Source organism: Pseudoxanthomonas sp. SGNA-20 (genome assembly GCF_003931635.1).
Lineage (GTDB): Bacteria > Pseudomonadota > Gammaproteobacteria > Xanthomonadales > Xanthomonadaceae > Pseudoxanthomonas.
This window is the reverse complement of the sequence record NZ_RRYK01000004.1, coordinates 157,185-177,136: the sequence shown is the minus strand read 5'-3', so window position 1 is coordinate 177,136 and position 19,952 is coordinate 157,185. Positions and strand designations below refer to the sequence as shown.

The 19,952-nt window shown below is 73.7% G+C and carries 22 protein-coding genes, 1 tRNA gene, 1 other RNA gene and 1 pseudogene; 12 read left to right on the top strand and 13 right to left on the bottom strand.

Features of this window, described 5'->3' with window-relative positions; translation table 11 throughout:
- Positions 1-16: 16 nt before the first annotated feature.
- The 4 genes from EIM48_RS09650 to EIM48_RS09635 are packed head-to-tail and all read left to right on the top strand — an operon-like array spanning position 17 to position 4,444.
- A complete protein-coding gene (locus EIM48_RS09650; protein ID WP_039730808.1) occupies positions 17-973 on the top strand; it encodes an AAA family ATPase in 957 nt (318 codons plus the stop codon).
- Positions 973-1,944, top strand: coding sequence for a DUF58 domain-containing protein (locus tag EIM48_RS09645; protein ID WP_125076165.1), 972 nt, complete (start codon positions 973-975; stop codon positions 1,942-1,944). Before EIM48_RS09650 ends, EIM48_RS09645 begins: the two co-directional genes overlap by 1 nt.
- Positions 1,941-3,890: a DUF3488 and transglutaminase-like domain-containing protein gene (locus EIM48_RS09640; protein WP_125111535.1), complete on the top strand. Its 1,950-nt coding sequence runs from the start codon at positions 1,941-1,943 to the stop codon at positions 3,888-3,890. The genes EIM48_RS09645 and EIM48_RS09640 overlap by 4 nt, the downstream gene beginning before the upstream one ends.
- A 17-nt stretch (positions 3,891-3,907) precedes the next feature.
- Positions 3,908-4,444 (top strand): Slp family lipoprotein, encoded by a 537-nt coding sequence (locus EIM48_RS09635; protein ID WP_125111534.1) that lies wholly within the window; start codon positions 3,908-3,910, stop codon positions 4,442-4,444.
- Positions 4,445-4,535: 91 nt separating this feature from the next.
- Here the strand turns inward: EIM48_RS09635 and EIM48_RS09630 are convergent, their stop codons facing one another.
- The 4 genes from EIM48_RS09630 to dnaX form a co-directional block, all read right to left on the bottom strand.
- Complete coding sequence (locus EIM48_RS09630; protein WP_028914807.1) at positions 4,536-4,883, bottom strand: histidine triad nucleotide-binding protein; 348 nt, start codon at positions 4,881-4,883, stop codon at positions 4,536-4,538.
- A gap of 79 nt (positions 4,884-4,962) precedes the next feature.
- The gene (gene recR / locus EIM48_RS09625; protein WP_019397649.1) at positions 4,963-5,550 is read right to left on the bottom strand and encodes a recombination mediator RecR; all 588 of its coding nucleotides are present in this window, start codon (positions 5,548-5,550) and stop codon (positions 4,963-4,965) included.
- Between the two features lie 140 nt (positions 5,551-5,690).
- The gene (locus tag EIM48_RS09620; RefSeq protein ID WP_019397650.1) at positions 5,691-6,011 is read right to left on the bottom strand and encodes a YbaB/EbfC family nucleoid-associated protein; all 321 of its coding nucleotides are present in this window, start codon (positions 6,009-6,011) and stop codon (positions 5,691-5,693) included.
- Positions 6,012-6,015: 4 nt separating this feature from the next.
- Positions 6,016-7,995: a DNA polymerase III subunit gamma/tau gene (gene dnaX, locus EIM48_RS09615; protein WP_125076163.1), complete on the bottom strand. Its 1,980-nt coding sequence runs from the start codon at positions 7,993-7,995 to the stop codon at positions 6,016-6,018.
- Positions 7,996-8,138: 143 nt separating this feature from the next.
- Here dnaX and EIM48_RS09610 point away from each other — a divergent pair.
- Positions 8,139-8,231, top strand: a tRNA-Ser gene (locus EIM48_RS09610).
- Positions 8,232-8,735: 504 nt separating this feature from the next.
- Here the strand turns inward: EIM48_RS09610 and EIM48_RS09605 are convergent.
- Positions 8,736-9,107 (bottom strand): YciI family protein, encoded by a 372-nt coding sequence (locus EIM48_RS09605; protein WP_019399133.1) that lies wholly within the window; start codon positions 9,105-9,107, stop codon positions 8,736-8,738.
- Between the two features lie 188 nt (positions 9,108-9,295).
- Here EIM48_RS09605 and EIM48_RS09600 point away from each other — a divergent pair, with 188 nt between their 5' ends.
- The 4 genes from EIM48_RS09600 (at position 9,296) to EIM48_RS09585 (ending at position 11,589) form a co-directional block, all read left to right on the top strand.
- Complete coding sequence (locus EIM48_RS09600) at positions 9,296-10,261, top strand: helix-turn-helix domain-containing protein (RefSeq protein ID WP_125111533.1); 966 nt, start codon at positions 9,296-9,298, stop codon at positions 10,259-10,261.
- A 175-nt stretch (positions 10,262-10,436) separates the two neighbouring features.
- Positions 10,437-10,634, top strand: a complete 198-nt coding sequence (locus tag EIM48_RS09595; protein WP_125076160.1) for a hypothetical protein — start codon at positions 10,437-10,439, stop codon at positions 10,632-10,634.
- Positions 10,631-11,170 (top strand): DMT family transporter, encoded by a 540-nt coding sequence (locus EIM48_RS09590; protein WP_125111532.1) that lies wholly within the window; start codon positions 10,631-10,633, stop codon positions 11,168-11,170. The genes EIM48_RS09595 and EIM48_RS09590 overlap by 4 nt, the downstream gene beginning before the upstream one ends.
- Entirely contained in the window at positions 11,095-11,589 is a 495-nt protein-coding gene (locus tag EIM48_RS09585) for an EamA family transporter (protein WP_051403651.1), read from the top strand. The genes EIM48_RS09590 and EIM48_RS09585 overlap by 76 nt, the downstream gene beginning before the upstream one ends.
- A 75-nt stretch (positions 11,590-11,664) precedes the next feature.
- Here the strand turns inward: EIM48_RS09585 and EIM48_RS09580 are convergent, their stop codons facing one another.
- Positions 11,665-12,663, bottom strand: a complete 999-nt coding sequence (locus EIM48_RS09580) for an AraC family transcriptional regulator (protein ID WP_125111531.1) — start codon at positions 12,661-12,663, stop codon at positions 11,665-11,667.
- Between the two features lie 74 nt (positions 12,664-12,737).
- Between EIM48_RS09580 and EIM48_RS09575 the strand changes: the two genes are divergently transcribed.
- From EIM48_RS09575 to EIM48_RS09565, 3 genes and pseudogenes are all read left to right on the top strand, one after another.
- A complete protein-coding gene (locus EIM48_RS09575; protein ID WP_233581670.1) occupies positions 12,738-13,859 on the top strand; it encodes an MFS transporter in 1,122 nt (373 codons plus the stop codon).
- A gap of 11 nt (positions 13,860-13,870) precedes the next feature.
- A pseudogene (locus tag EIM48_RS09570) lies at positions 13,871-14,900 on the top strand (NADP-dependent oxidoreductase).
- A 117-nt stretch (positions 14,901-15,017) separates the two neighbouring features.
- The gene (locus tag EIM48_RS09565; protein ID WP_125111530.1) at positions 15,018-15,497 is read left to right on the top strand and encodes a hypothetical protein; all 480 of its coding nucleotides are present in this window, start codon (positions 15,018-15,020) and stop codon (positions 15,495-15,497) included.
- Between the two features lie 113 nt (positions 15,498-15,610).
- Here the strand turns inward: EIM48_RS09565 and ffs are convergent.
- The 7 genes from ffs to EIM48_RS09530 all read right to left on the bottom strand — a co-directional run bounded on the left by ffs (position 15,611) and on the right by EIM48_RS09530 (position 19,952).
- Positions 15,611-15,701, bottom strand: an RNA gene (gene ffs / locus EIM48_RS09560) — signal recognition particle sRNA small type.
- A 163-nt stretch (positions 15,702-15,864) separates the two neighbouring features.
- Positions 15,865-16,935, bottom strand: coding sequence for a beta-propeller fold lactonase family protein (locus EIM48_RS09555; protein WP_028914814.1), 1,071 nt, complete (start codon positions 16,933-16,935; stop codon positions 15,865-15,867).
- A gap of 21 nt (positions 16,936-16,956) precedes the next feature.
- Positions 16,957-17,421, bottom strand: coding sequence for a molybdenum cofactor biosynthesis protein MoaE (locus tag EIM48_RS09550; protein WP_125076152.1), 465 nt, complete (start codon positions 17,419-17,421; stop codon positions 16,957-16,959).
- Between the two features lies 1 nt (position 17,422).
- Positions 17,423-17,668, bottom strand: a complete 246-nt coding sequence (locus tag EIM48_RS09545; protein ID WP_028914816.1) for a MoaD/ThiS family protein — start codon at positions 17,666-17,668, stop codon at positions 17,423-17,425.
- The gene (gene moaC / locus EIM48_RS09540; protein WP_125111529.1) at positions 17,665-18,174 is read right to left on the bottom strand and encodes a cyclic pyranopterin monophosphate synthase MoaC; all 510 of its coding nucleotides are present in this window, start codon (positions 18,172-18,174) and stop codon (positions 17,665-17,667) included. Before moaC ends, EIM48_RS09545 begins: the two co-directional genes overlap by 4 nt.
- Positions 18,175-19,194: a GTP 3',8-cyclase MoaA gene (moaA, locus tag EIM48_RS09535; RefSeq protein ID WP_019399122.1), complete on the bottom strand. Its 1,020-nt coding sequence runs from the start codon at positions 19,192-19,194 to the stop codon at positions 18,175-18,177.
- On the bottom strand, positions 19,191-19,952 hold the full coding sequence (locus tag EIM48_RS09530; protein WP_019399121.1) for an MBL fold metallo-hydrolase: 762 nt from the start codon (positions 19,950-19,952) through the stop codon (positions 19,191-19,193). The genes moaA and EIM48_RS09530 overlap by 4 nt, the downstream gene beginning before the upstream one ends.

Genomic DNA, 19,952 nt, shown 5'->3' with positions numbered 1-19,952 from the left:
GTAACGCAGGCATGCGATGGCGAACTCCAGGGAAAGACAGTCACTGATCCTACCCGACCCGCTGGCCGACGCCCTCGCCCGTGCGCAGGAACAGGTCAATGCCATGGTCCTCGGCAAGGCGCACGAGGTACGCCTGGCCCTGGTGGCGCTGCTGGCCGGCGGCCACGTCCTGATCGAGGACCTGCCGGGCCTGGGCAAGACCACCCTGGCGCATGCGCTGGCGGCCACCGTGGGCCTGTCGTTCCAGCGCGTGCAGTTCACCTCCGACCTGCTGCCGGCGGACGTGCTGGGCGTATCGGTATACGACGCCAGTGCGCGCCAGTTCCAGTTCCATCCCGGCCCGGTGTTCACCCAGGTGCTGCTGGCCGACGAGATCAACCGCGCCCCGCCGCGCACCCAGAGCGCGCTGCTGGAGGCGATGGCCGAGCAGCAGGTCACCCTGGACGGCACCACCCACCGCCTGCCCGACCCGTTCTTCGTGATCGCCACCCAGAACCCGGTCGACCTGTCCGGCACCTTCCCCCTGCCCGACTCGCAGCTGGATCGTTTCCTGCTGCGCTTCTCGCTGGGCTATCCCGGCGCCGAGGCCGAGCGCGCCCTGCTCACCGGCGCCGACCGCCGCGAGCTGATCGCCCAGGCCGCGCCGGTGCTGGGCGAAGGCGAGGTCCCGGCGCTGCGCGAGGCCGCGGCCCGGGTGCATGCCAGCGAGGCCCTGGTCGACTACGTCCAGGCCCTGCTGGCGCGCAGCCGCCGCCACCCCGGCGTGCGCGTCGGCCTGTCCCCGCGCGCCGGCCTGGCCCTGCTGCGCGCCGCGCGCGCCTGGGCCCTGCTGCTGGGGCGCGGCCACGTGTTGCCGGAGGACGTGCAGGCACTCTTCATCCCGGTCGCCGGCCACCGCCTGGTGCCCGAGGCCGAGGCCGACCAGGGCGCGGCCCTGGCCAAGGCGGTGCTGCACGCGGTGCCGGTGGACTGATGGAACGCCTGCGGGGCTGGGGCGCGCGCATGCGGGCGCTGGCCGCCGCGCTGGAGCGTCCGCGCGCGCCGGAGCCGCTGCCGGCGCTGATCGACCGCCGCCGGGTCTACGTGCTGCCCACCGGCTTCGGCCTGTTCTACGCCGCCCTGGTCCTGGTGATGCTGGTGGGCGCACTCAACTACAACAACAACCCGGCCCTGCTGCTGGCGCTGCTGCTGGGCGCCTCCGGGCTGGCCAGCCTGATCGCCACCCATCTGCAGCTGTCCGGGCTGCGGGTGGAGGCGGCCTCCGCCGAACCGGTGCAGGCCGGCCAGCCGCTGGCCCTGCGCCTGTCCCTGGCCAGCCGCGACGGGCGTGCGCGGCGCGGCCTGCGCGCCGACCTCGACGGTGCCCAGGCCTGGGCCGCGGTGCCGGCCAACGGCTCGGCCGAACTGGTACTGCCCCTGCCCACCCGGCGCCGGGGCTGGCTGGCGCCGGGCCGCATCCGCCTGTCGACCACCCAGCCACTGGGCCTGGTGCGGGCGTGGTCGCGGGTCTGGCCACGCCAGCCGCTGCTGGTCTACCCGCGCCCGGAACCGAGCCCGCCGCCGCTGCCGGACAGCGCCGGCAGCCTCGGCCGCGGCCGCCCCGACCCGCTGGGCGAGGAACCGCACCAGCTGCGCGCCTACCGCCCCGGCGACCCGCCGCGCACCATCGCCTGGAAGCACAGCGCGCGCCGCGATGCCCTGGTGGTGCGCGAGTTCGAACGCGCCGAAGGCCGCGAGCTGGTGCTGGACTGGCGCGACCTGCCGGCGCTGGCGGTGGAGGCGCGGATCAGCCGCCTGGCCGCCTGGGTCGACCAGGCCGAACGCGAAGGCCGTCGCTACCGCCTGCGCCTGCCGGCGCAGGACGACATCGGCCCCGGCCAGGGCCCCGAACACCGCCACGCCTGCCTGCGGGCGCTGGCCCTGCTGCCGGACGGCGCCGCATGAGCCGCGCCGACGCCCCGCTGCTGCCCTCCTCCACCCGCGCCTGGACGGTGGCCACCGCCGGCCTGGCCCTGCTGCCGCTGCTGCTGCTCCTGCCGCCGGGCCTGGCGGTGGGGTTCGCCGGCGCCGCAGCGGTGGTGACCTATGCCTCCTGGGCCCGTCCCCTGCCGGCGTGGCTGCGCCTGCTGCTGGCCCTGGCCATGCTTGCCCTGGTGCTGGCGATGATGGGTCCACGCCTGGGCCGCGACACCGGCTGCGCCCTGCTGGCGGCGATGCTGGCGATCAAGCCGGGCGAGTCCCACCACCTGCGCGACGCGCGCAGCCTGCTGGGCTTCTCGCTGTTCGCCCCGTTCGCCGCGTTCCTGCTCGACCAGGGCCCGCTGTCGATGCTGCTGGGCCTGGCCGCGGTGCTCAGCGCGCTGCTGGCGCTGCAGCGCCTGGCCGACGTGGAGAACCAGGCCACCCCGCTGCCCCTGCGCGAGCGCTTGCGGGTGATGGGGCGGCTGGTCGCCATCGGCCTGCCCCTGGCGCTGGCCGCGTTCTGGCTGTTCCCGCGCCTGGCCACGCCGCTGTGGGGCGTGCCCGAGCGCGCGGTCGCCCGCCCCGGCCTGGCCGATCGCATGGAGCCGGGCACCTGGATCGACTTCATGGCCGATGACACCCCGGCGCTGCGGGTGCGCTTCGACACCCTGCCGCCGGCGCCGGAGCAGCTGTACTGGCGCGGCACGGTGCTGTGGAACTACGACGGCCGCGCCTGGACCCGCGAGCCGGGCCTGGACCTGCTGCCACCGCCCGCGCTGCAGCCGGCCGGAGGCGATACGTGGGCGTACGAGCTGGAGATGGAACCCACCGACCGCCGCCAGCTGGTGGCGCTGGACCTGCCGCTGCATGCCCCGGACGGCGCGCAGCTGGGCTTCGACCACACCCTGGCCAGCGACCGCCCGCTGGCGTCGCTGAGCCGCTGGCACCTGCGCTCGGCGCCGGCGCGCCAGCGCGACCTGCAGCTGCATCCGCGCGTGCGCGCCCTGGCCCTGGCGCTGCCGCCCGGGCGCGACCCGCGCACCCGCGAACTGGCCCGGCACTGGCGCGCGGAAGCCGGCGACGACGATGTGGCGATCGTGCAACGCGCCCTGGACTGGATCCGCGCCGAATTCGGCTACACCCTGGAGGTGCCGCTGCCGGCACGCGACGCCGCCGACCAGTTCCTGTTCGAACTGCGCCAGGGCTATTGCGAACAGTTCAGTTCCTCCTTCGCCATCCTGATGCGCGCCGCCGGCGTGCCGGCCCGGGTGGTGATCGGCTACGCCGGCGGCTACCGCAACCCGTTCGCGGACTACTGGATCGTGCGGCGCATGGACGCCCACGCCTGGGTCGAAGTATGGCTGGAAGGCCGCGGCTGGACCCGCGTCGACCCCACCGCCGCGGTCGCCCCCGAGCGGGTCTACGACACCCTGGAGCAGCGCCGCGCGATGCAGGACGCCGGCGCCGGCCTGCGCGCGCTGCGCCTGCACAACGTCGGCCACCTCACCGACTGGCTGCGGCGCGGCTGGAACGACCTGGTCCTGGGCTTCAATGCCCAGCGCCAGCAGGCCCTGCTGCGGCCGCTGGGCCTGCAGCGGCTGGAACCGGCGCAGCTGCTGCTGGCGTTCGCCGCGCTGGCCGCGCTGGCGCTGGCGGCGATGGCCTGGTGGCTGGCGCGCGCCGAACGCGAGCGCGACCCGCTGCTGCGCGCCTGGCACCGCCTGGGCCGGCGCTATGCGCGCCTGGGGCTGGGCCGCGCCACGCACGAACCGGCCCTGGCCTGGGCGCAGCGGGTGGCCGCGGCGCGGCCGCAATCGGGCGCGGAACTGGTTGCACTCAGCCAACGTTTCGCCGATTCGCGCTACGCTCCGGTGCCCAACGGGGAAATGCACCAGCTGGTCCGCGACCTGCGGAGGCATCGCCCCTGATCCTTCCGGAGGTTGAGATGACCTTGCGCAACACCATCCGAATCCTTGCCGCGGCCGCCAGCCTGTCGCTGCTGGCCGCGTGCACCACCGCGCCCAAGCCGCTGCAGGGCAGCTTCCCGCAGCTCACCCCGCAACAGGCCGCCGGCAGCGTGCCCGCCGCCAGCCCGGTGCGCTGGGGCGGGCGCATCGTCGAGACCCAGCCCAAGCAGGACCGCACCTGCTTCCAGATGGTGGCCATGCCGCTCAACAGCAGCGGCCGCCCGCAGCGCAACGCCAGCGACGCCACCCAGGGCCGCTTCGTCGCCTGCCGCGCCGGCTTCTACGATCCGGCCGTGTTCACCCCGGGCCGCGAGGTGACCTTCGTCGGCCAGGTCGAGGGCACCGATACCGTGCGCATCGGCGAGTACGACTACAAGCTGCCCAGGCTGGCCGCCGACGTGGTCTACCTGTGGCCGGAAGTGCGCGAGGTCGAGGTGGTGGTCCCGCCGCCGGGACCGTACTGGGGGCCGTACTGGGGCCCGTACCGCCGCGGCCCCTGGGGCTGGTGGTGGTAAGCCGCGCCGGCCTTCCCCGGGCCAATGCGAAGACGCCGCCCGATGGGCGGCGTCTTCGTTTGTGGCATGCGCGGCGGAAGTCTGCCGCCGCTCAGCTGCCGAAGCGGCCCAGCGGCGCGCCCGCCAGCAGGTGCAGGTGGACGTGGAACACGGTCTGCCCCGCGTGCTCGCGGCAGTTCATCACCACCCGGTAGCCATCCCGGGCCAGGCCCTCGCGGCGCGCGTACTCGGCCGCGGCCAGCATCAGCCTGCCCAGCAGCTGGGCGTGCTCGGGACGGGCGTCGTCCAAGGTCGGGATCGCCTCGTGCTTGGGGATGAACAGCACGTGCACCGGCGCCTGCGGCGCGATGTCCTTGAAGCCGAGGATGTCCTCGTCCTCGTAGACGATGGTCGCCGGGATTTCGCGGCGGATGATCTTGCCGAAGATGGTGTCGCTCATGGTCCGTATGCGGTTGGGCCTGGCGAGGCAGCTTACCGCAGCCGGGGTCCCTGTCCGCCCGGGAGGGGCCGCTGCGGCTTCAGGGCATTTCCGAGCGGCTGCCAAAGGCGTGCGAGAGCGTGCCGCGGTCCACGTATTCCAGCTCGCCGCCCAGCGGCAGGCCCTGGGCTAGGCGGCTGGGGCGCACGCCGTGCTGGCGCGCCAGCTGCGCCAGGTAATGCGCGGTGGCCTCGCCCTCGACCGTGGCGCTGGTGGCGATGATCATCTCCGCCACCTCGCCGCCGGCCAGGCGCGTGGCCAGCGTGTCCAGCCCCAGCTCGCGCGGGCCGATCCCGTCCAGCGGCGACAGCCGCCCCTGCAGCACGAAATAAAGCCCGCGGTAGCCGGTGGCGGTCTCGATCGCCATGCGGTCGGCCGGGGTCTCGACCACGCACAGCTGCTGCCGGTCGCGCGCGCTGCTGGCGCACACCGGGCACAGCTCGTCCTCGCTGAAGTCCCGGCACTGCGTGCAATGGCCGATCCGCTCCACCGCCTCGGCCAGCACCGCCGCCAGCCGCTTCCCGCCCTCGCGCCCGCGCTCGAGCACGTGGTAGGCCATGCGCTGGGCGCTCTTGCGGCCGACGCCCGGCAGCACGCGGAAGGCTTCGATGAGTTCCTCTAGAAGCATGTGATCAGTAATTCGTGATTGGGGATTCGAAGGTCCCGCTGCGCTCCGGGACGCGGCGCCGGCGGCCTGTGACATCAAGCGAGCACTGCAGTTGCCGTTGGCTCTTGCGAATCACGAATGACCATAACGAATCACGCTCTTCAGAACGGCAGCTTCATCCCCGGCGGCAACGGCAGCCCCGCCGAGGCGGCGGCCATCTTCGCCTTGGACTCGGCGTCGACCTTGTTGGAGGCGTCGTTGAAGGCGGCGGCCACCAGGTCCTCGACCATCTCCGGGTCGGACATCAGGCTGGGGTCGATCCGCACCTTGCGGCATTCCTTCACGCCGGTGAGGGTCACGCTGACCATGCCGCCGCCGGCGCTGCCGGTGACCTCGAGCTTGGCCAGTTCTTCCTGGGCGCGCTGCAGGTTCTCCTGCATCTTCTGCGCCTGTTGCATCAGCTGGGCGATATTGCCGCGCATCGGTTCAATTCTCGTCTACGGGTCGGATGGAGTCCGGCACCACGCGGGCGCCGTGCTGTTCGACCAGGCGGCGTACCGTCGGGTCGTTGAGGAAGGTCTCCTCGGCCGCGGCCTGGCGCGAGCCGCGCTCGCGGTCCAGCCGCTGGTGCAGGGTCTCGGCCGGGGCCGGACCGGTCTGGATCACGATCTTCGGCGCCCCGCCCAGCTGCCCGGCCAGGGCCTCGGCCAGCGCGTTCACCGAACGCTCGCTGCGCAGGTATTCGAAGCCCGGGTCCAGGGCCAGGGTCAGCACGCCATTGGCGTGGCTGACGAAGGCGGTATTGGTGGCCAGCTGCAGCGCCGGGCCGCTGAGGCCGCCGAGCTTGCAGCTGGCGACCCGCTGCAGCCAGTCCTCGGCATCGGCGATCACCGCGCCATCGGTAGCGGCGGGCGCCGTGGCCGCGGTGGCGGGAGCAGCGGGCACGACCGGCTCCGGCGTCGGCTCGCGCTGCGGCACCGGCGCACCCGGCTTCATCACGATGCCCGGCTGCAGCGCTTCGGCCGCGGCCGGAGGCGCACTGCCGGTGGGCGCGCGCGCCGGCATGGCCGGGGCTTCGTCCTGCGCGGCGGGCCAGGATGGCGGCGCCATCGGCGGCACTTCGCGCGCCGGCGGCTGCGGACGCGGCGGCGCGGCCGCCGCGGGCACCTCCCACGGCGGCGTGTCGGAAGGATCCGCGGACGGCGCTGACACGGGCTCGGCCCGTGGCGCGGCCCGCACCGGCGACGCGGCCACGGCCGTGGCCGCTTCCGGCGCCGGCGCGGCCGGAGCCGCCGCGGCGGCACCCGCCGCCGGCACGCGCTGGCCGCCACCGGAAGCGGCGGCCCCGCTGTCCGCGCCGGCGCCCGGCGGCGGCGCCCCGGCATCGGCCTCGGGCCGGAACGCCAGCATGCGCAGCACGCTCATCTCGAAGCCGACCCGCGGCGCCGGGGCCAGGTCCAGGTCGCGGCGGCCGTTGATCGCCATCTGGTACCAGATCTGCACCACCTCCGGCCGCACCCGGCCGGCGTAGGCGTCCACGTCGATGCCCTCGTCCTCGCGCCGCGCGCCCGGCACCAGCTGCCGCACCTGGATCCGGTGCAGCGCCTCGGCCAGCGCCTCCAGCACGTTGCCCCAGTCAGGGGCGAACCCGGCCAGGCGCTCGACCGTGGCCAGCAGGGCCTCTCCGTTGCCGTCGGCCAGCGCATCCAGCAGCGCCGCCACCTGGGTGCGGTCGACGCTGCCGAGCATGGCCCGCACTGCATCCTCGCGCAGCGCGCCGCCGGCGTAGGCGATGGCCTGGTCCAGCAGCGACAGGCCGTCGCGCAGGCTGCCGTCGGCCGCGCGCGCCAGCTGGCGGATCGCCCCGGCGTCGGCCTCGATGCCCTCGGCGGCCAGGATCTTCGTCATCTGGCCTTCGATCTGGCCCTCGTCCAGCCGCTTGAGGTTGAACTGCAGGCAACGCGACAGCACCGTGACCGGCAGCTTCTGCGGGTCGGTGGTGGCCAGCAGGAACTTCACGTGCCCCGGCGGCTCCTCCAGGGTCTTCAGCAGCGCGTTGAACGCCGCCTTGGAGAGCATGTGCACCTCGTCGATCAGGTACACCTTGTACTGCCCGCGCGAGGGCATGTACTGCGCGTTCTCGATCACCTCGCGGACGTCGTCCACGCCGGTGTTGGAGGCCGCGTCGATCTCCAGCAGGTCGATGTAGCGCCCGGCGTCGATGTCCTGGCAGGCGGCGCACTGGCCGCAGGGCTCGGCGCTGGTGCCCTTCTCGCAGTTGAGCGACTTGGCGAAGATGCGGGCGATGGTGGTCTTGCCCACGCCGCGGGTGCCGGTGAACAGGAAGGCATGGTGCACCCGCCCGCTGTCCAGGGCGTTGCCCAGGGCGCGGACGACGTGTTCCTGCCCGACCAGCTCGGAGAACCGCTTCGGGCGCCACTTGCGGGCGAGGACCAGGTAGGACATCGGCAGACCACGTTCGGCCGGGTTTCCGGCAGGACCGGCATTGTGCCATGCCCGCCGCGCCGGCCGCCCCGCGCTTGTGGCAAGGCCGCGCGGGCGCTAGAATCCCCGGCCCTGCTGGCCGTTGCGACGGCCCGGCAGGTTCCGGAGAGGTGTCCGAGTGGTTGAAGGAGCACGCCTGGAAAGTGTGTAGGCGGCTAAACACCGCCTCGGGGGTTCGAATCCCCCTCTCTCCGCCAGATACGAAAAGCGAAGGCCCCCGCAAGGGGGCCTTTTTCGTGTCTGGCGGAGAGAGGGGCTGGTTCAAACCCCTCACGGTTCGACCACCCGCGTAGCAGGTGGCGCGAGGCGCGCAGCGGCTCGCAATCCCTCCTCGCGCTGGCGGAGAGAGGGATCCTGACTCGAACCACCCGAGGCACCGGGACACCGGAAAACCTGAAGGATCGGCAGGCTCCTGCTCGCACGGATGGAGCACCGGCGAAGCCATCACCAGGCGGCGAGGCCGCACAGGCCGATTGCCCCCATTCCCCGTCACCGAAGCCTCCCAGGCATGGAGCGAACTGCGCAGACGCGGCGAGAACGCCTTCGGAACACTTCCGTCGCCCACGCCGGTAGTGGCATGACCTGGGTCGCGCCACGGCGACAAGTACGGGGTGCCGCCAACGCGCCTGCTCCCCGGGTGCGCTTCGCTCAGCCGGGCTACGCGCCAGCGCCTTGCCCACGGCGATGCGAGCTTCTCCTGCTCAGCTGGCCTGGCAGAACTCCAGCGGCACCAGCTCCACCGCCCACCCGGCTTCTTCGCCCAGCACCGCGGCCGGGTGCATCGCGGCGATCCGCAGCGCCTCCTCCTCGCTGTCGGCCTCGATCACGAACAGGCCGCCCACCACTTCCTTGGACTCGGCGTACGGGCCGTCGCTGATGCTCGTCCTGCCGCCGCGCGGGCGCAGGGTCTTGCGCGCCGGCGGCTCGGCCAGCGAGGCCGAAAGGCGCATCCTGCCGGTGGCCTGCATCTTCCGGTCCAGCTCCGGGCATTGGCCGACGAGTGCGGCGACGGCCTCCGGCGCCATCGCGGCGAAGGCTTCGGGGGAGTAATAGGCCAGGCCAAGGTATTTCATCGCGTTGCCTCCATGGGACTGCCCGCACGACGAGCCAGCGGACCGGATATCGACCGGCGGCGGTGCCGGCGATGATGCGGCCGGGCGGCACGGTCCTGGCCCGTTTCCAGCGCCGCGTGGCCCGGCCGGCGCTTGTTGGCCCGGATGCCCGGCCACAGCATCGATCGGGCCAACCAGGCCGCCTCCCCATGCCGCGCATCGCCGTCCTTGCCTCCGAAGGCATCAGCCTCTTCCACCTGTCCGTGCCCAGCCTGGTGTTCGGGCGCGACCGCCGCGATGCCGGCCTGCCGCGCCACGAGGTGGTGGTCTGCGCGCAACAGCCCGGTCCGGTGGCCACGGCCGATGGCCTGCCCGTCGAGGTGGCGCACGGGCTGGAGGCGCTGGAAACCGCCGACATCGTCATCGTCCCCTCCTGGGGCACGCCTGAGGTCCCGGCGCCGGAGGCGGTCACCTCGGCGCTGGCGGCCGCGCATGCGCGCGGGGCGACCATCGTCGGTTTCTGCGTGGGCGCGTTCGTGCTGGGTGATGCGGGCCTGCTGGACGGGCTGCCGGCCACCACCCACTGGGCCTGGCGCGAGCGCTGCGGCCAGCGCTTCCCCACCTCCTGCTTCCGGCCCGACGTGCTGTACGTGGATACCGGCCGCGTCGTCACCTCGGCCGGCACCGTCGCCGCGATCGACTGCTGCCTGCACCTGGTGCGCCGGCGCTACGGCGCGGAGGTAGCCAACCGGGTGGCGCGCCGGCTGGTCACGCCGCCGCACCGCGACGGCGGGCAGGCGCAGTACATCGAGCAGCCGGTGCCCGAGCGCGTGTCCGACGACCGCCTCGCCACGGTGGTCGAATGGGCGCGCGGCCACCTGGACCAGCCGCTGTCGATCGACACCCTTGCCGGCATGGCGCTGATGAGCCGGCGCAACTTCACCCGCCGCTTCCGCGAGGCGGTGGGTACTTCGGCCCAGCGCTGGATCGCGACCGAACGCCTGCGCCTGGCGCAGCGCCTGCTGGAAACCACCGACCTGGCCATCGACCAGGTCGCCGAGGCCGCCGGCTTCGGCACCTCGCTGTCGCTGCGCCAGCGCTTTGCCGAGGACGTGGGCATGTCGCCCTCGGCGTACCGGCGGGCATTCCGGCAATCGGCCGGGCGCGCGGCCTGACGCGGCACATCGCTGCCATCGTGCGCGGGCCGCGCCGGGCGCAGCCCGCCGGCACGCCATACCGCCGGCTTGCGGAGATTGGCCCGATTCCATTGCCCGCTGTCGCAAAGGCCAATGTCGGGCTTCCCGGGCGGACAGGAAGATGCCTCCCCTGCTTCCCCCTGCGAGGTCCGCCATGCATTCCATCCGCCGCGCCCTGCCCGTGATCGACGTGCAGAACGCGTATTTCGACGGCCAGCTGCCCATCGGGTTTCCCGACCGCCGCCGCAGCCTGGCCAACATCATCGCCGCCATGGACGCCGCGCACGGCCACGTCGTCCCGGTGGTCGTGGCCCAGGACATCACCCGGGCCGCGGGAGGGAAGGCGGCATGAACGCGCTGCCCACCCCGCCGCCGGGCCGGAGCCTGGCCGGCACCTACCTGCGCATGCTGGGCGCCACCGCGATCTGGGCGGTGACCTTCCATGTCGGCCACTACACCGCCCAGCACGCCGATCCGCTGGGCGTGGCCTTCCTGCGCTTCCTGTTCGCCGGCCTGACCCTGGCCGGGATCGCGGTGCTGCGCGGGCAGTCGCTGCGGATCACCCGGGCGCAGCTGCCGCTGGTCCTGGCCTTGGCCATCCCCGGCGTGGTCGCCTACACCCTGTTCTTCCTGGCCAGCGTGCAGAGCATTTCCGGCACCCGCGCGGCGCTGATCACCGCCGGCAGCCCGGTGATGGTGGAACTGGCGTCGATCGTGCTGCTCGGCACCGCCGCCAGCGCCTCGCGCTGGACCGGGATCGTGCTGCGCTGCTGGGCACGGCGGTGGTCCTCACCCGCGGCAACCTGCAGGACGTGGCCACCACCGTCGGCCGCGGCGAGCTGTTCGCGCTGGGCTGCATGCTGGCCTGGTCGGCGCATGTGTTCATGAGCCGGCGGATCGCCACGGTGGGCCTGAGCGCGCTGGTGGCCACCGCCTGGTCGGTGCTGGCGGGTGCGGCGCTGCTGGCGGTGCCACTGGCGCTGGGCGGCAATCCCCAGCGCGTGCTGCACTACCCGGCCGGGGTGTGGCTGTCGGTACTGCACATGGCCTGGCTGGCGACCGCGCTGGCCTTCATCTGGTTTGCCGACGGCGTGCGCGCGGTGGGCCCGACGCGTGCCTCGGTGTTCACCAACTTCGTGCCGGTGGTGGCGGTGCTGGTGGGCGTGCTGGCGCTGGGCGACCACCTGCACTGGTCGATGGCCGTCGGCGGCCTGCTGGCGGTGGCCGGAGTCTGGCTGGCCAACCGCCAGCCCGCGCCGGCCGTCGTCCGGGCCGAAGCCGCCGAACGTTCCTCCTGCCACGCCTAGGCTGCGTGCGGCCTGCCGCGGCGGTGCGCGCCTGCGGTTCCGGCAGGCCAGCCGCACCCGCCGGGCCTGCGGCGCTCAGGCGTTCCCGGCCCGCAGCGCGCTCGGCGGCACGCCCATGATCCGCTTGAACGCGCGGCTGAAGGACGCCTCTGAGTCGTAGCCCAGGCGCTCGGCCGCGACCGCCACGCGCATGCCTTCACGCTGGATCCAGCGGCGGGCCTGGAACATCTTCACCTTGGCCACGTAGCGTGCCGGGGTCTCGCCGACGATGCGGGTGAAGGACCCGGCGAAACGCGAGCGCGAGGCCCCCATGATTGCCGCCAGCGAGGGCACGTCCCAGTTGCGCCCGGGATCGGCGTGGATGGCGGCGATGACCTTGCCCAGCTTCGGGCACCGTACCGCGGCGATCCAGCCGGTGGAGTCACTGCAGCCGCATTCGACCCAGGCACGGATGATGCTGGCGGCCAGCACGTCGGCCAGGCGTGCAAGGATGCCGCAGCTGCCGATGCGGTCCGCCTCGGCCTCGCGCTCCATGGCCTCCAGCAGCACCGGCACGGCCGGATCGCGGCTGACCAGGGCGCCGGCATGCATCACCTCCGGCATCATCGCCAGCAGCGGATGCAGCGGGTCGAGGTTGAAGCGCATCGCACCGCAGAACATCACGCACTCCGGCGCGGCCTGCGCGCCGGCGCCCGACACGGCCGCCGCGGCGCTGCCGTTGCCCAGCAGGTAGAGGTTGTCGGCGACCGGCTGGCGCGCCAGCGCATGGATATCGATGGCCGGGACGTCCGGCGCGCTGGCCAGCACGTGCATGCTTCCGCGCGGCAGCAGCACCGCGTCCCCGGCCCGCAGGTGCTTCCATTCCATGTGCGGCGTCCACAGCCAGGCCTCGCCGCGGGCGACGAAGTGGAAGCGCGCATCGCGCTGGGCGGGGAACGCCAGCGCCCACGGCTCGCGCATCTCGCAGCGGCCGTATTCCACCCCTTCCAGGCGCATGTCGAGCAGGACGCGGGTCAGCAGATCGCCGGCGTGCGGTTCGAGCGGCCGATGCAGGCGGGAGGAATCGTCAAGCATAAGGGACTTTCCATCATTCAAACGCCCACAGCCCACGCCTAACGTGGCCGCCCTCCCCCACTTGGCTGGCTGTCATGTCCCGAACCGAGTGTTCCGTTTGCGATGCCACCACCCTGGTGGCCAATGCCGGGCCGGCGGCGCGCTGGCCGGCGGTGTTCTCCCTGACCCTTGGCGTGTTCGGCCTGGTCACCGCCGAGTTCCTGCCGCCCAGCCTGCTGACCGCGATGGCCGCCGACCTCGGCGTCAGCGAAGGCGCCGCCGGGCAGACCGTCACCGCCACCGCGGTGGTGGCGGCGATCGCCGGCCCTTCGCTGTCGGTGCTGACCGGGCGGATCGACCGGCGCCTGGTGATGCTGGGGCTGACCGTACTGCTGGTGCTCTCCAATGCCATGGCGGTGTGGGCCAGCGACCTGTGGACCCTGCTGGCGGCGCGGGTGGTCCTGGGCGTGGCCCTCGGCGGCTTCTGGTCGATGGCCGGGCCACCGGCCATGCGCCTGGTCCCGGAGGCGTGGTTCGCGCGGGCGATGGCGCTGGTGCTGTCGGGCGTGTCGCTGGCCACCGTGTGCGCCGCGCCGGTTGGCGCGTGGATGGGCGATACCTGGGGCTGGCGCAGCGCGTTCATCGCCGCCGGCGTGCTCGGCCTGGTGACCCTGGCCCCGCAGTGGCTCACCCTGCCGGAGCTGCCGGCGCGCGGTACCGCCGACCTGCACACCCTGGTCCGGCTGCTCGGGCGCCCGCCGGTGCGCGCGGTGCTGCTGGGTTACGGCATCGCGGGCTTCTTCGGCACCCTCGCCGGCGGCCACGTGGCCGGGCGCAGCGAGCGCATGGCGGTGGTCCTGGGCAGCGCCTCGATCGCGGTGCTGGCGGCGGCGATGCTGGTGGCCGGACACTGGGCCGCGCTGACTTCGGTGGCGATCGTCCTGTGGGGCTTCGCGTTCGCCGCGTTCCCGGTCGCGTTCCAGGTCTGGATCATGCGTGCCGCGCCGGACCAGGCCGAGGCCGCCAACGGCCTGGTGGTGGCCGCGTTCCAGGTCGCCATCGCCAGCGGCGCCATCGGTGGCGGCGTCCTGGTCGACAGCATCGGCGCGCTGGGCGGGCCGCTGTTCGCGCTGGTGGCGATGTCGCTGGGCGCGGCGCTCACGCTGAAGTTCGGGCCGCGCGGCGGTTCGCCGGTCGCGGTCGCGCCCGGACACTGAGGAGGCCAACCGTGGAAGCTCCCCTCCGCAATCGCCGCCTCGTCCTGGCCGCCCATCCGCGCGGCCTGCCAACCGAGGACGACTTCCGCCTGGAAACCGCGCCCGTTCCCGGACCCGGCGAGGGCCAGGTGCTGCTGCGCACGCTGTTCCTGTCGATCGATCCCTACATGCGCAACCTGATGGACCAGGCGGGCCCCGGCTATGCGCCACCGGTGCCGCTGGGCGGCACCATGCCCGGCGGCACGATCAGCCGGGTGGTGGCCTCGCGCCACCCGGGTTTCCAGTCCGGTGCGCTGGTGCAGGCCAACGCCGGCTGGCAGGACTACGCGCTGTCCGACGGCAGCGACCTGGTCCCGGTGGATGGTCTGGCGCGCCCCTTCGCTGGCGCTGGGCGGCCTGGGCATGCCGGGATTCACCGCCTACGTGGGGCTGCTCGACATCGGCCAGCCGCAGGCCGGCGAAACCGTGGTCGTGGCCGCGGCCACCGGTGCGGTCGGCGCGGTGGCCGGGCAGCTGGCGCGCCTGCATGGCGCGCGCGTGGTCGGCATCGCCGGCGGCGCGGACAAGTGCCGGCATGCGGTGGAGGTGCTCGGCTTCGACGCGTGCATCGACCATCGCGCACCGGACTTCCGCACCCGCCTGGCGGCCGCCTGCGCGGACGGCATCGACGTGTACTTCGAGAACGTCGGCGGCGCCGTGCTGGATGCGGTGCTGCCGCTGCTGAACCCGCATGCGCGCATCCCGCTTTGCGGCTTCATCGCCCACTACAACCAGGATGGCCCTGCGGCCGGACGCGACCGGCGCCCCGCCCTGCTGGCCACCCTGCTGTCCAAGCGCGTGCGCATGCAGGGTTTCATCATCCTCGACCACTACGCCAGCCGCTTCGCCGCGTTCCGGCGCGACATGGAGCCGTGGGTCGGCGAGGGCCGCATCGTGCTGGTGGAGGACGTGGTCGACGGCCTGGAGCAAGCCCCGGCGGCGCTGGCGGGCCTGCTGCAGGGACGCAACCTCGGCAAGCTGGTGGTGAAGGTGGCGGAGTAGCGCGTCACCCAGCGCCCCCCGGTTCCAACCGGCCGCCCCGCCATTGGCTGGCCGCCCTCTTCCGCCACCGCTGCGGCCCTATGCTGTGGCCTTCCCGCGACCGCCACGGAGCCCGGAATGACCACCAGCCGCCAGGGAACGCGAGGCACCCGCGGGCGCATGGCCCGGCTTGCCCGCCAGGCCTGCCGCGCAATGGCCGCCGGCATCGCCCTGGTGCCCGCGGTGCAGGTGCCGGCAGCCACAGCGGCGCAGGTGCTCGAATGCGTGGTCGAAGGCGAGCCGCCGGAGCGCATGCGCGTCGGCGACGGGGTCTGGCAGGAGTGGGATGGCACCGCATTCTCGCCGCCGCTGTGCGGGCGTCGCGCCGGCGACCGCCGCCAGCGCGTGGCCTGGAGCTGCCGATGGCAGCCGCATGCGTGGACGCTCGAGTACGCCTCGGTCGACCGCCAGAGCCATGGCGTCTACCGCCGCGTGGAGACCCTGGATCCGCGTACCGGCGCCTACCACCGCCGCATCACCGACGACACCTTCGTGCTCGAAGGCGGCGCGCGGCTGGAGTTCAACGCCTACGGGCAGTGCCGGGTGGTGGAGCACTGAGGCGCGCGCCCCGGTGCGATCCCGTGGCCGAGGCGGCCAGGACGCTCGCCACCGCGCGCGATGCCAGGGGCCGTTTCGCAGCTTTCCAGGGCCCCGGAAGGGTGGCGGCCCCGCCGGCTTGCCTCGGCGCCCGCGTCGATCGATACCGTTGCTGCCTTCCGGCCCTGGCGGGGTTTTCGACCTAGCGTCGCGAGGGGCCGACGGGGCCACCATAGACGCGGGCCGCGCAGCGCGCGGCCCGGTGAGGCGCGCATTCTAGCCCATCGTCGCGGCGCGGCGCCAATGGCGGTTCAGGAACGCGCGGGCCATGGTCCCGGCGTTCGCGGGGGACGCCGCGCGAACGCAAGGGCCTGGCGCGGGGCGCGGCTCAGGGCGCCGCGTGCGCGGGTGCGGCGGCCGGCGCCGGCGGCACGATGGCCAAGGCATCCGGCTCGTCGCCGGTGGACCAGCGCTCCACCACCTTCCAGCGCGCGGTATCGACCACCGCGACCTGGTTGCCGCCGCTGATGGCGACGTAGACGCGGCGGCCATCCGGGTCGGCGACGGCGCCAATCGGCAGGGCCGCGCGGCCAAGCATGGTCTGGCGGTACTCGGCGCCCGGCTCGGCCAGCGCCACCACCGCCAGCGGCCGGCGCTGCAACACCGAGAACACGCCCAGGGTCGCGGCGCGGGCGTTGGTCACCAGCGCATGCTGGCCGTCGGCGCTGAAGCCGACCCGGATCGGGAAGCCGGGGCTGTCCAGGGTGGCGATCACGTCCAGCGTTTCCGGATCGTGCACGGTGACGGTATCGGCCTCGCGGTTGCTCACCCACACCGAACCGTCGCGGGCCACGGCGATGCCTTCGGCGCCATCGCCGGCCGGCTTCTCCAGCACTTCGCCGGTGGCCAGCTCGACCCGGGCCACGGTCCCGGCCTCGACCTTGGCGACATAGGCGTGGCGGCCGTCCGGCGACAGCGCCAGCATGTGTCCCTTGCCGGGGCCGATGTCGAACACGCGCTCGATGCGGCCGTCCAGGCGGACCTGCAGCAGTGCGTCGCTGCCCTCGGTGGTGACCAGCAGGTGCCCGCCGTCGTGGGTGAAGCGCATCCCGTGCGGGCGGGTGTTGGCCCCCAGGTCGATCCGGCGCAGCAGCTGGCCGGCGTGGGCGTCGTACACGCCCAGGGTATGGCCAGGCTCGCGGTGGCCGTACTCGCTGACCACGGCGATGCGGCCGTCGCGGCTGACCACGATCTCGTGCGGCGCCGGCGCGGTCGGGGCCTCGCCCAGGCGCTGGCCGTCGGCCAGCGACAGCCGCCACAGGGTGTTGGCGGCCTTGTTGCCGACCAGCAGGGTGCCAGGCGGCGCCGGCAGTTCCGGGGTGCCGGCGGCGGCGCTGCCGGCGACGGCGGCGATGGCGAACAGGGGGGCGGCCAGGCGCAGGGGGAATGCGATCGCCATGGGAAGGTCTCCGGTTGCCCGTCAGGACGGCTGCGGCGGGCTGCCGGGTCCGTCCGGGTGCAGCCATTGTGCCGGGCCGTCGGTATAGCGCTCGTGTTTCCAGATCGGCACCCGCGCCTTGACCTGGTCGATGACGTAGCGGCAGGCATCGAAGGCGGCGTCGCGGTGCGCGGCGCTGGCCCCCACCCACACCGCCAGCCCGCCCACCGGCAGCTCGCCGACCCGGTGCACGCAGTGCACGCCGGCGACGGCGAAGCGCGCCACGGCCTCCTCGACGATGCGCCGCCCCTCCTCCAGCGCCAGCGCGGCGTAGGCCTCGTAGTACAGGCCGCCGACCGGGCGGCCGTCGTTGTGGTTGCGGATCCAGCCCTCGAAGCTGGCATAGGCGCCGGCCTCGTCGCGCAGCAGGCCCTCGCGCAGCGGGGCGATGTCGAACGGGGCATCGGCCAGTTCGAAGCGGGCCAGCGGGGTACGCGGATCGCCCATCTCAGCCTCCCGATACCGGCGGGATGAACACCACCTCGCTGCCCTCGCGCGGCGGATCGGACCAGGCGGCGAACGAGCCGTCCATCGCCACCCGCAGGCGTTCGCGCGGCCAGCGCAGGCCGTGGCGGGCCGCGACCTCGGCGTACAGCGCCGCCAGGTCCGCCGCGGCGGTCTCGACTTCCTCGCGCTCGCAGCCAGCCGCGTCGCGCAGCGAGGCGAAGTACAGCAGCGCCACCCTCGCCATCATCCCACCTGCCCGAAGTCGCGCTTGCCGCCGCGCTTGCCCAGCAGCTTCGCCGGGCCCAGCACGATGGCATGCGACAACGCCTTGGTCATGTCGTAGACCGTCAGCGCGGCCACGGTGGCGCCGGTCAGCGCCTCCATCTCCACCCCGGTGCGCGCGGTCGTGCGCGCGGTGCACTCGATCCGCAGCTCGCGTTCGCCGTGCCAGTCGATGGCGATGCGCACGCCTTCCAGCGGCAGTGCATGGCAGAACGGGATCAGCTCGTGGGTGCGCTTGGCGGCCATGGTGCCGGCGATCACCGCGGTGTCGACGATCCCGCCCTTGCTGGAGCGCATGCCGCTGGCGCGCAGCTGCGCCGCCACCGTCGCCGGGAACGCGACCCTGCACTGCGCGGTGGCGCTGCGCGCGGTCACGTCCTTGGCGGATACGTCGACCATGGCCGGTCGGCCTTCGGCATCGACATGGGTCAGCGCGGCGGGCGCGCGGCGGGAAGACGTGCGTGTGGCCACTCAACCTCCGATCAGGTACATCTCGATGGGCCGGCGCGCCGGCGCCTGGCCGCGGATTTCGCTGTAGCGGTCCTCGCGCGCCGACCACAGCCGCGCCACCGCTTCGGCCACGCCCTGCCCGCCGCCGGCCAGCGCCGGCCTGAGGTCGTGGCCGCGGTCTGCGAACAGGCAGGTGTAGAGGTGGCCATCGGCGGAAACGCGGGCGCGGTGGCAGTCGCCGCAGAACGGCGCGCTGACCGAGCTGATGAAGCCGACCTCGCCACCACCGTCGGCGAAGGCGTAGCGCTGCGCCACCTCGCCGGCGTAGCTGGCGGCCAGCGGGCGCAGCGGCCAGCGCGCGGCGATGCGCGCGCGCAGTTCCTCGGCGCGCACCACCTGGGCCGGGTCCCAGCCGTTGCAGGTGCCCACGTCCATGTACTCGATGAAGCGCACCACGTGGCCGCTGCCGCGGAAGCGCTCCAGCAGCGGCAGCACCTGGTCCTCGTTGACCCCGCGCAGGACCACGCAGTTGAGCTTGATCCGGTCGAACCCGGCCGCTTCGGCGGCGGCGATGCCTTCCAGCACCGCGCCGACCTCGCCGCGTTGCCCGGACATGGCCCGGAACACGTCCGGATCCAGCGCATCCAGGCTCACCGTCAGCCGGCGCAGGCCCGCCTCGCGCAGCGCGCGCGCCTGCGCCGCCAGCAGCGCGCCATTGGTGGTCAGGGCCAGGTCCTCGATCCCGGGGATGCGCGCCAGGCGCGCGACCAGCCCGGGCAGGTTCCGGCGCAGCAGCGGCTCGCCCCCGGTCAGGCGCAGCTTGCGCACGCCCACCTGGACGAAGCCGCGCACCAGGGTCTCGATCTGGTCGAAGGACAGCCGGTCGGCGGCATGGGTGCCGTGGTCGTCGGGCACGCGCTCGGCCGGCATGCAGTAGCCGCAGCGGAAGTTGCAGGCGTCGATCACCGACAGGCGCAGGTCGCGCAACGGCCGCCCGAGCCGGTCCCGGGGCAGCGGCGCGCGGGCCTGCACCGCGCTCATGAGGCCTCCGCCACCGGCGCGGTGGGCTCGGCCAGGGCCAGCACCTGGCCGGGGCGGCCCACGGCATAGCCGCGGGCGGCCAGCGCCTCGCCGTCGGCGGGGCTGGCGTAGTGGTAAAGCACCATGCGCTGGCGCAGCTCGGCCGGATACTCGCGTTCCAGGTCCTCGATCCCGGTGTGCGAGGGATTGCCGACCAGGCCGCAGTCATGGGCCACCAGCTCGCCGGCATCGGCGTAGCGCGCCAGCGTCTCCGGGATCGGACGGGTATCGCCGCTCCACACCAGGCTGCCGCGCAGGCGCAGGCCGAAGGCGGTCTCGGGCCAGTGGTGGCGCACCGGGAACACCTCCAGGCGCACGCCCTCGTGCCAGAAGGCATCGCCCACCGGCACCAGCTGGAACGCATCCCAGAAGTTGGCGCCGCCCTCGGCCAGGACGTTGGGGTAGTCGCCGATGCGCCGGTGCAGCAGCGGCACCACCGGCGCCGGCACGTACACGCGGATGCGGCCGCGCCGCGCCGGATCGAAATAGGCGGAAACGAACAGGCGCTCGAAGCCGGCCACGTGGTCCAGGTGGACGTGGGTGACGAACAACGCGTCCGGATGGCCGCCGTAGTGCTGCTCGAACGCGGTCAGGCCCTCGGCGCCGCAATCGATGGTCAGCCAGGGACGGCCGTCGCGCTCGAGCGTGGCCATGGGCGAGCCCAGCGCCACCGCCGAGGCATTGCCCACGCCGTGCAGCCGCAGCGCCCAGGCGGCCAT

Excerpts from the sequence above, each read along its gene's own strand:
- EIM48_RS09650 (WP_039730808.1), top strand. The coding sequence starts at position 17 with ATGGCGAACTCCAGGGAAAGACAGTCACTGATCCTACCCGACCCGCTG.
- EIM48_RS09645 (WP_125076165.1), top strand. The coding sequence starts at position 973 with ATGGAACGCCTGCGGGGCTGGGGCGCGCGCATGCGGGCGCTGGCCGCC.
- EIM48_RS09640 (WP_125111535.1), top strand. The coding sequence starts at position 1,941 with ATGAGCCGCGCCGACGCCCCGCTGCTGCCCTCCTCCACCCGCGCCTGG.
- EIM48_RS09635 (WP_125111534.1), top strand. The coding sequence starts at position 3,908 with ATGACCTTGCGCAACACCATCCGAATCCTTGCCGCGGCCGCCAGCCTG.
- EIM48_RS09630 (WP_028914807.1), bottom strand. The coding sequence starts at position 4,883 with ATGAGCGACACCATCTTCGGCAAGATCATCCGCCGCGAAATCCCGGCG.
- recR (WP_019397649.1), bottom strand. The coding sequence starts at position 5,550 with ATGCTTCTAGAGGAACTCATCGAAGCCTTCCGCGTGCTGCCGGGCGTC.
- EIM48_RS09620 (WP_019397650.1), bottom strand. The coding sequence starts at position 6,011 with ATGCGCGGCAATATCGCCCAGCTGATGCAACAGGCGCAGAAGATGCAG.
- dnaX (WP_125076163.1), bottom strand. The coding sequence starts at position 7,995 with ATGTCCTACCTGGTCCTCGCCCGCAAGTGGCGCCCGAAGCGGTTCTCC.
- EIM48_RS09605 (WP_019399133.1), bottom strand. The coding sequence starts at position 9,107 with ATGAAATACCTTGGCCTGGCCTATTACTCCCCCGAAGCCTTCGCCGCG.
- EIM48_RS09600 (WP_125111533.1), top strand. The coding sequence starts at position 9,296 with ATGCCGCGCATCGCCGTCCTTGCCTCCGAAGGCATCAGCCTCTTCCAC.
- EIM48_RS09595 (WP_125076160.1), top strand. The coding sequence starts at position 10,437 with ATGCATTCCATCCGCCGCGCCCTGCCCGTGATCGACGTGCAGAACGCG.
- EIM48_RS09590 (WP_125111532.1), top strand. The coding sequence starts at position 10,631 with ATGAACGCGCTGCCCACCCCGCCGCCGGGCCGGAGCCTGGCCGGCACC.
- EIM48_RS09580 (WP_125111531.1), bottom strand. The coding sequence starts at position 12,663 with ATGCTTGACGATTCCTCCCGCCTGCATCGGCCGCTCGAACCGCACGCC.
- EIM48_RS09575 (WP_233581670.1), top strand. The coding sequence starts at position 12,738 with ATGTCCCGAACCGAGTGTTCCGTTTGCGATGCCACCACCCTGGTGGCC.
- EIM48_RS09565 (WP_125111530.1), top strand. The coding sequence starts at position 15,018 with ATGACCACCAGCCGCCAGGGAACGCGAGGCACCCGCGGGCGCATGGCC.
- EIM48_RS09555 (WP_028914814.1), bottom strand. The coding sequence starts at position 16,935 with ATGGCGATCGCATTCCCCCTGCGCCTGGCCGCCCCCCTGTTCGCCATC.
- EIM48_RS09550 (WP_125076152.1), bottom strand. The coding sequence starts at position 17,421 with ATGGGCGATCCGCGTACCCCGCTGGCCCGCTTCGAACTGGCCGATGCC.
- EIM48_RS09545 (WP_028914816.1), bottom strand. The coding sequence starts at position 17,668 with ATGATGGCGAGGGTGGCGCTGCTGTACTTCGCCTCGCTGCGCGACGCG.
- moaA (WP_019399122.1), bottom strand. The coding sequence starts at position 19,194 with ATGAGCGCGGTGCAGGCCCGCGCGCCGCTGCCCCGGGACCGGCTCGGG.
- EIM48_RS09530 (WP_019399121.1), bottom strand. The coding sequence starts at position 19,952 with ATGGCCGCCTGGGCGCTGCGGCTGCACGGCGTGGGCAATGCCTCGGCG.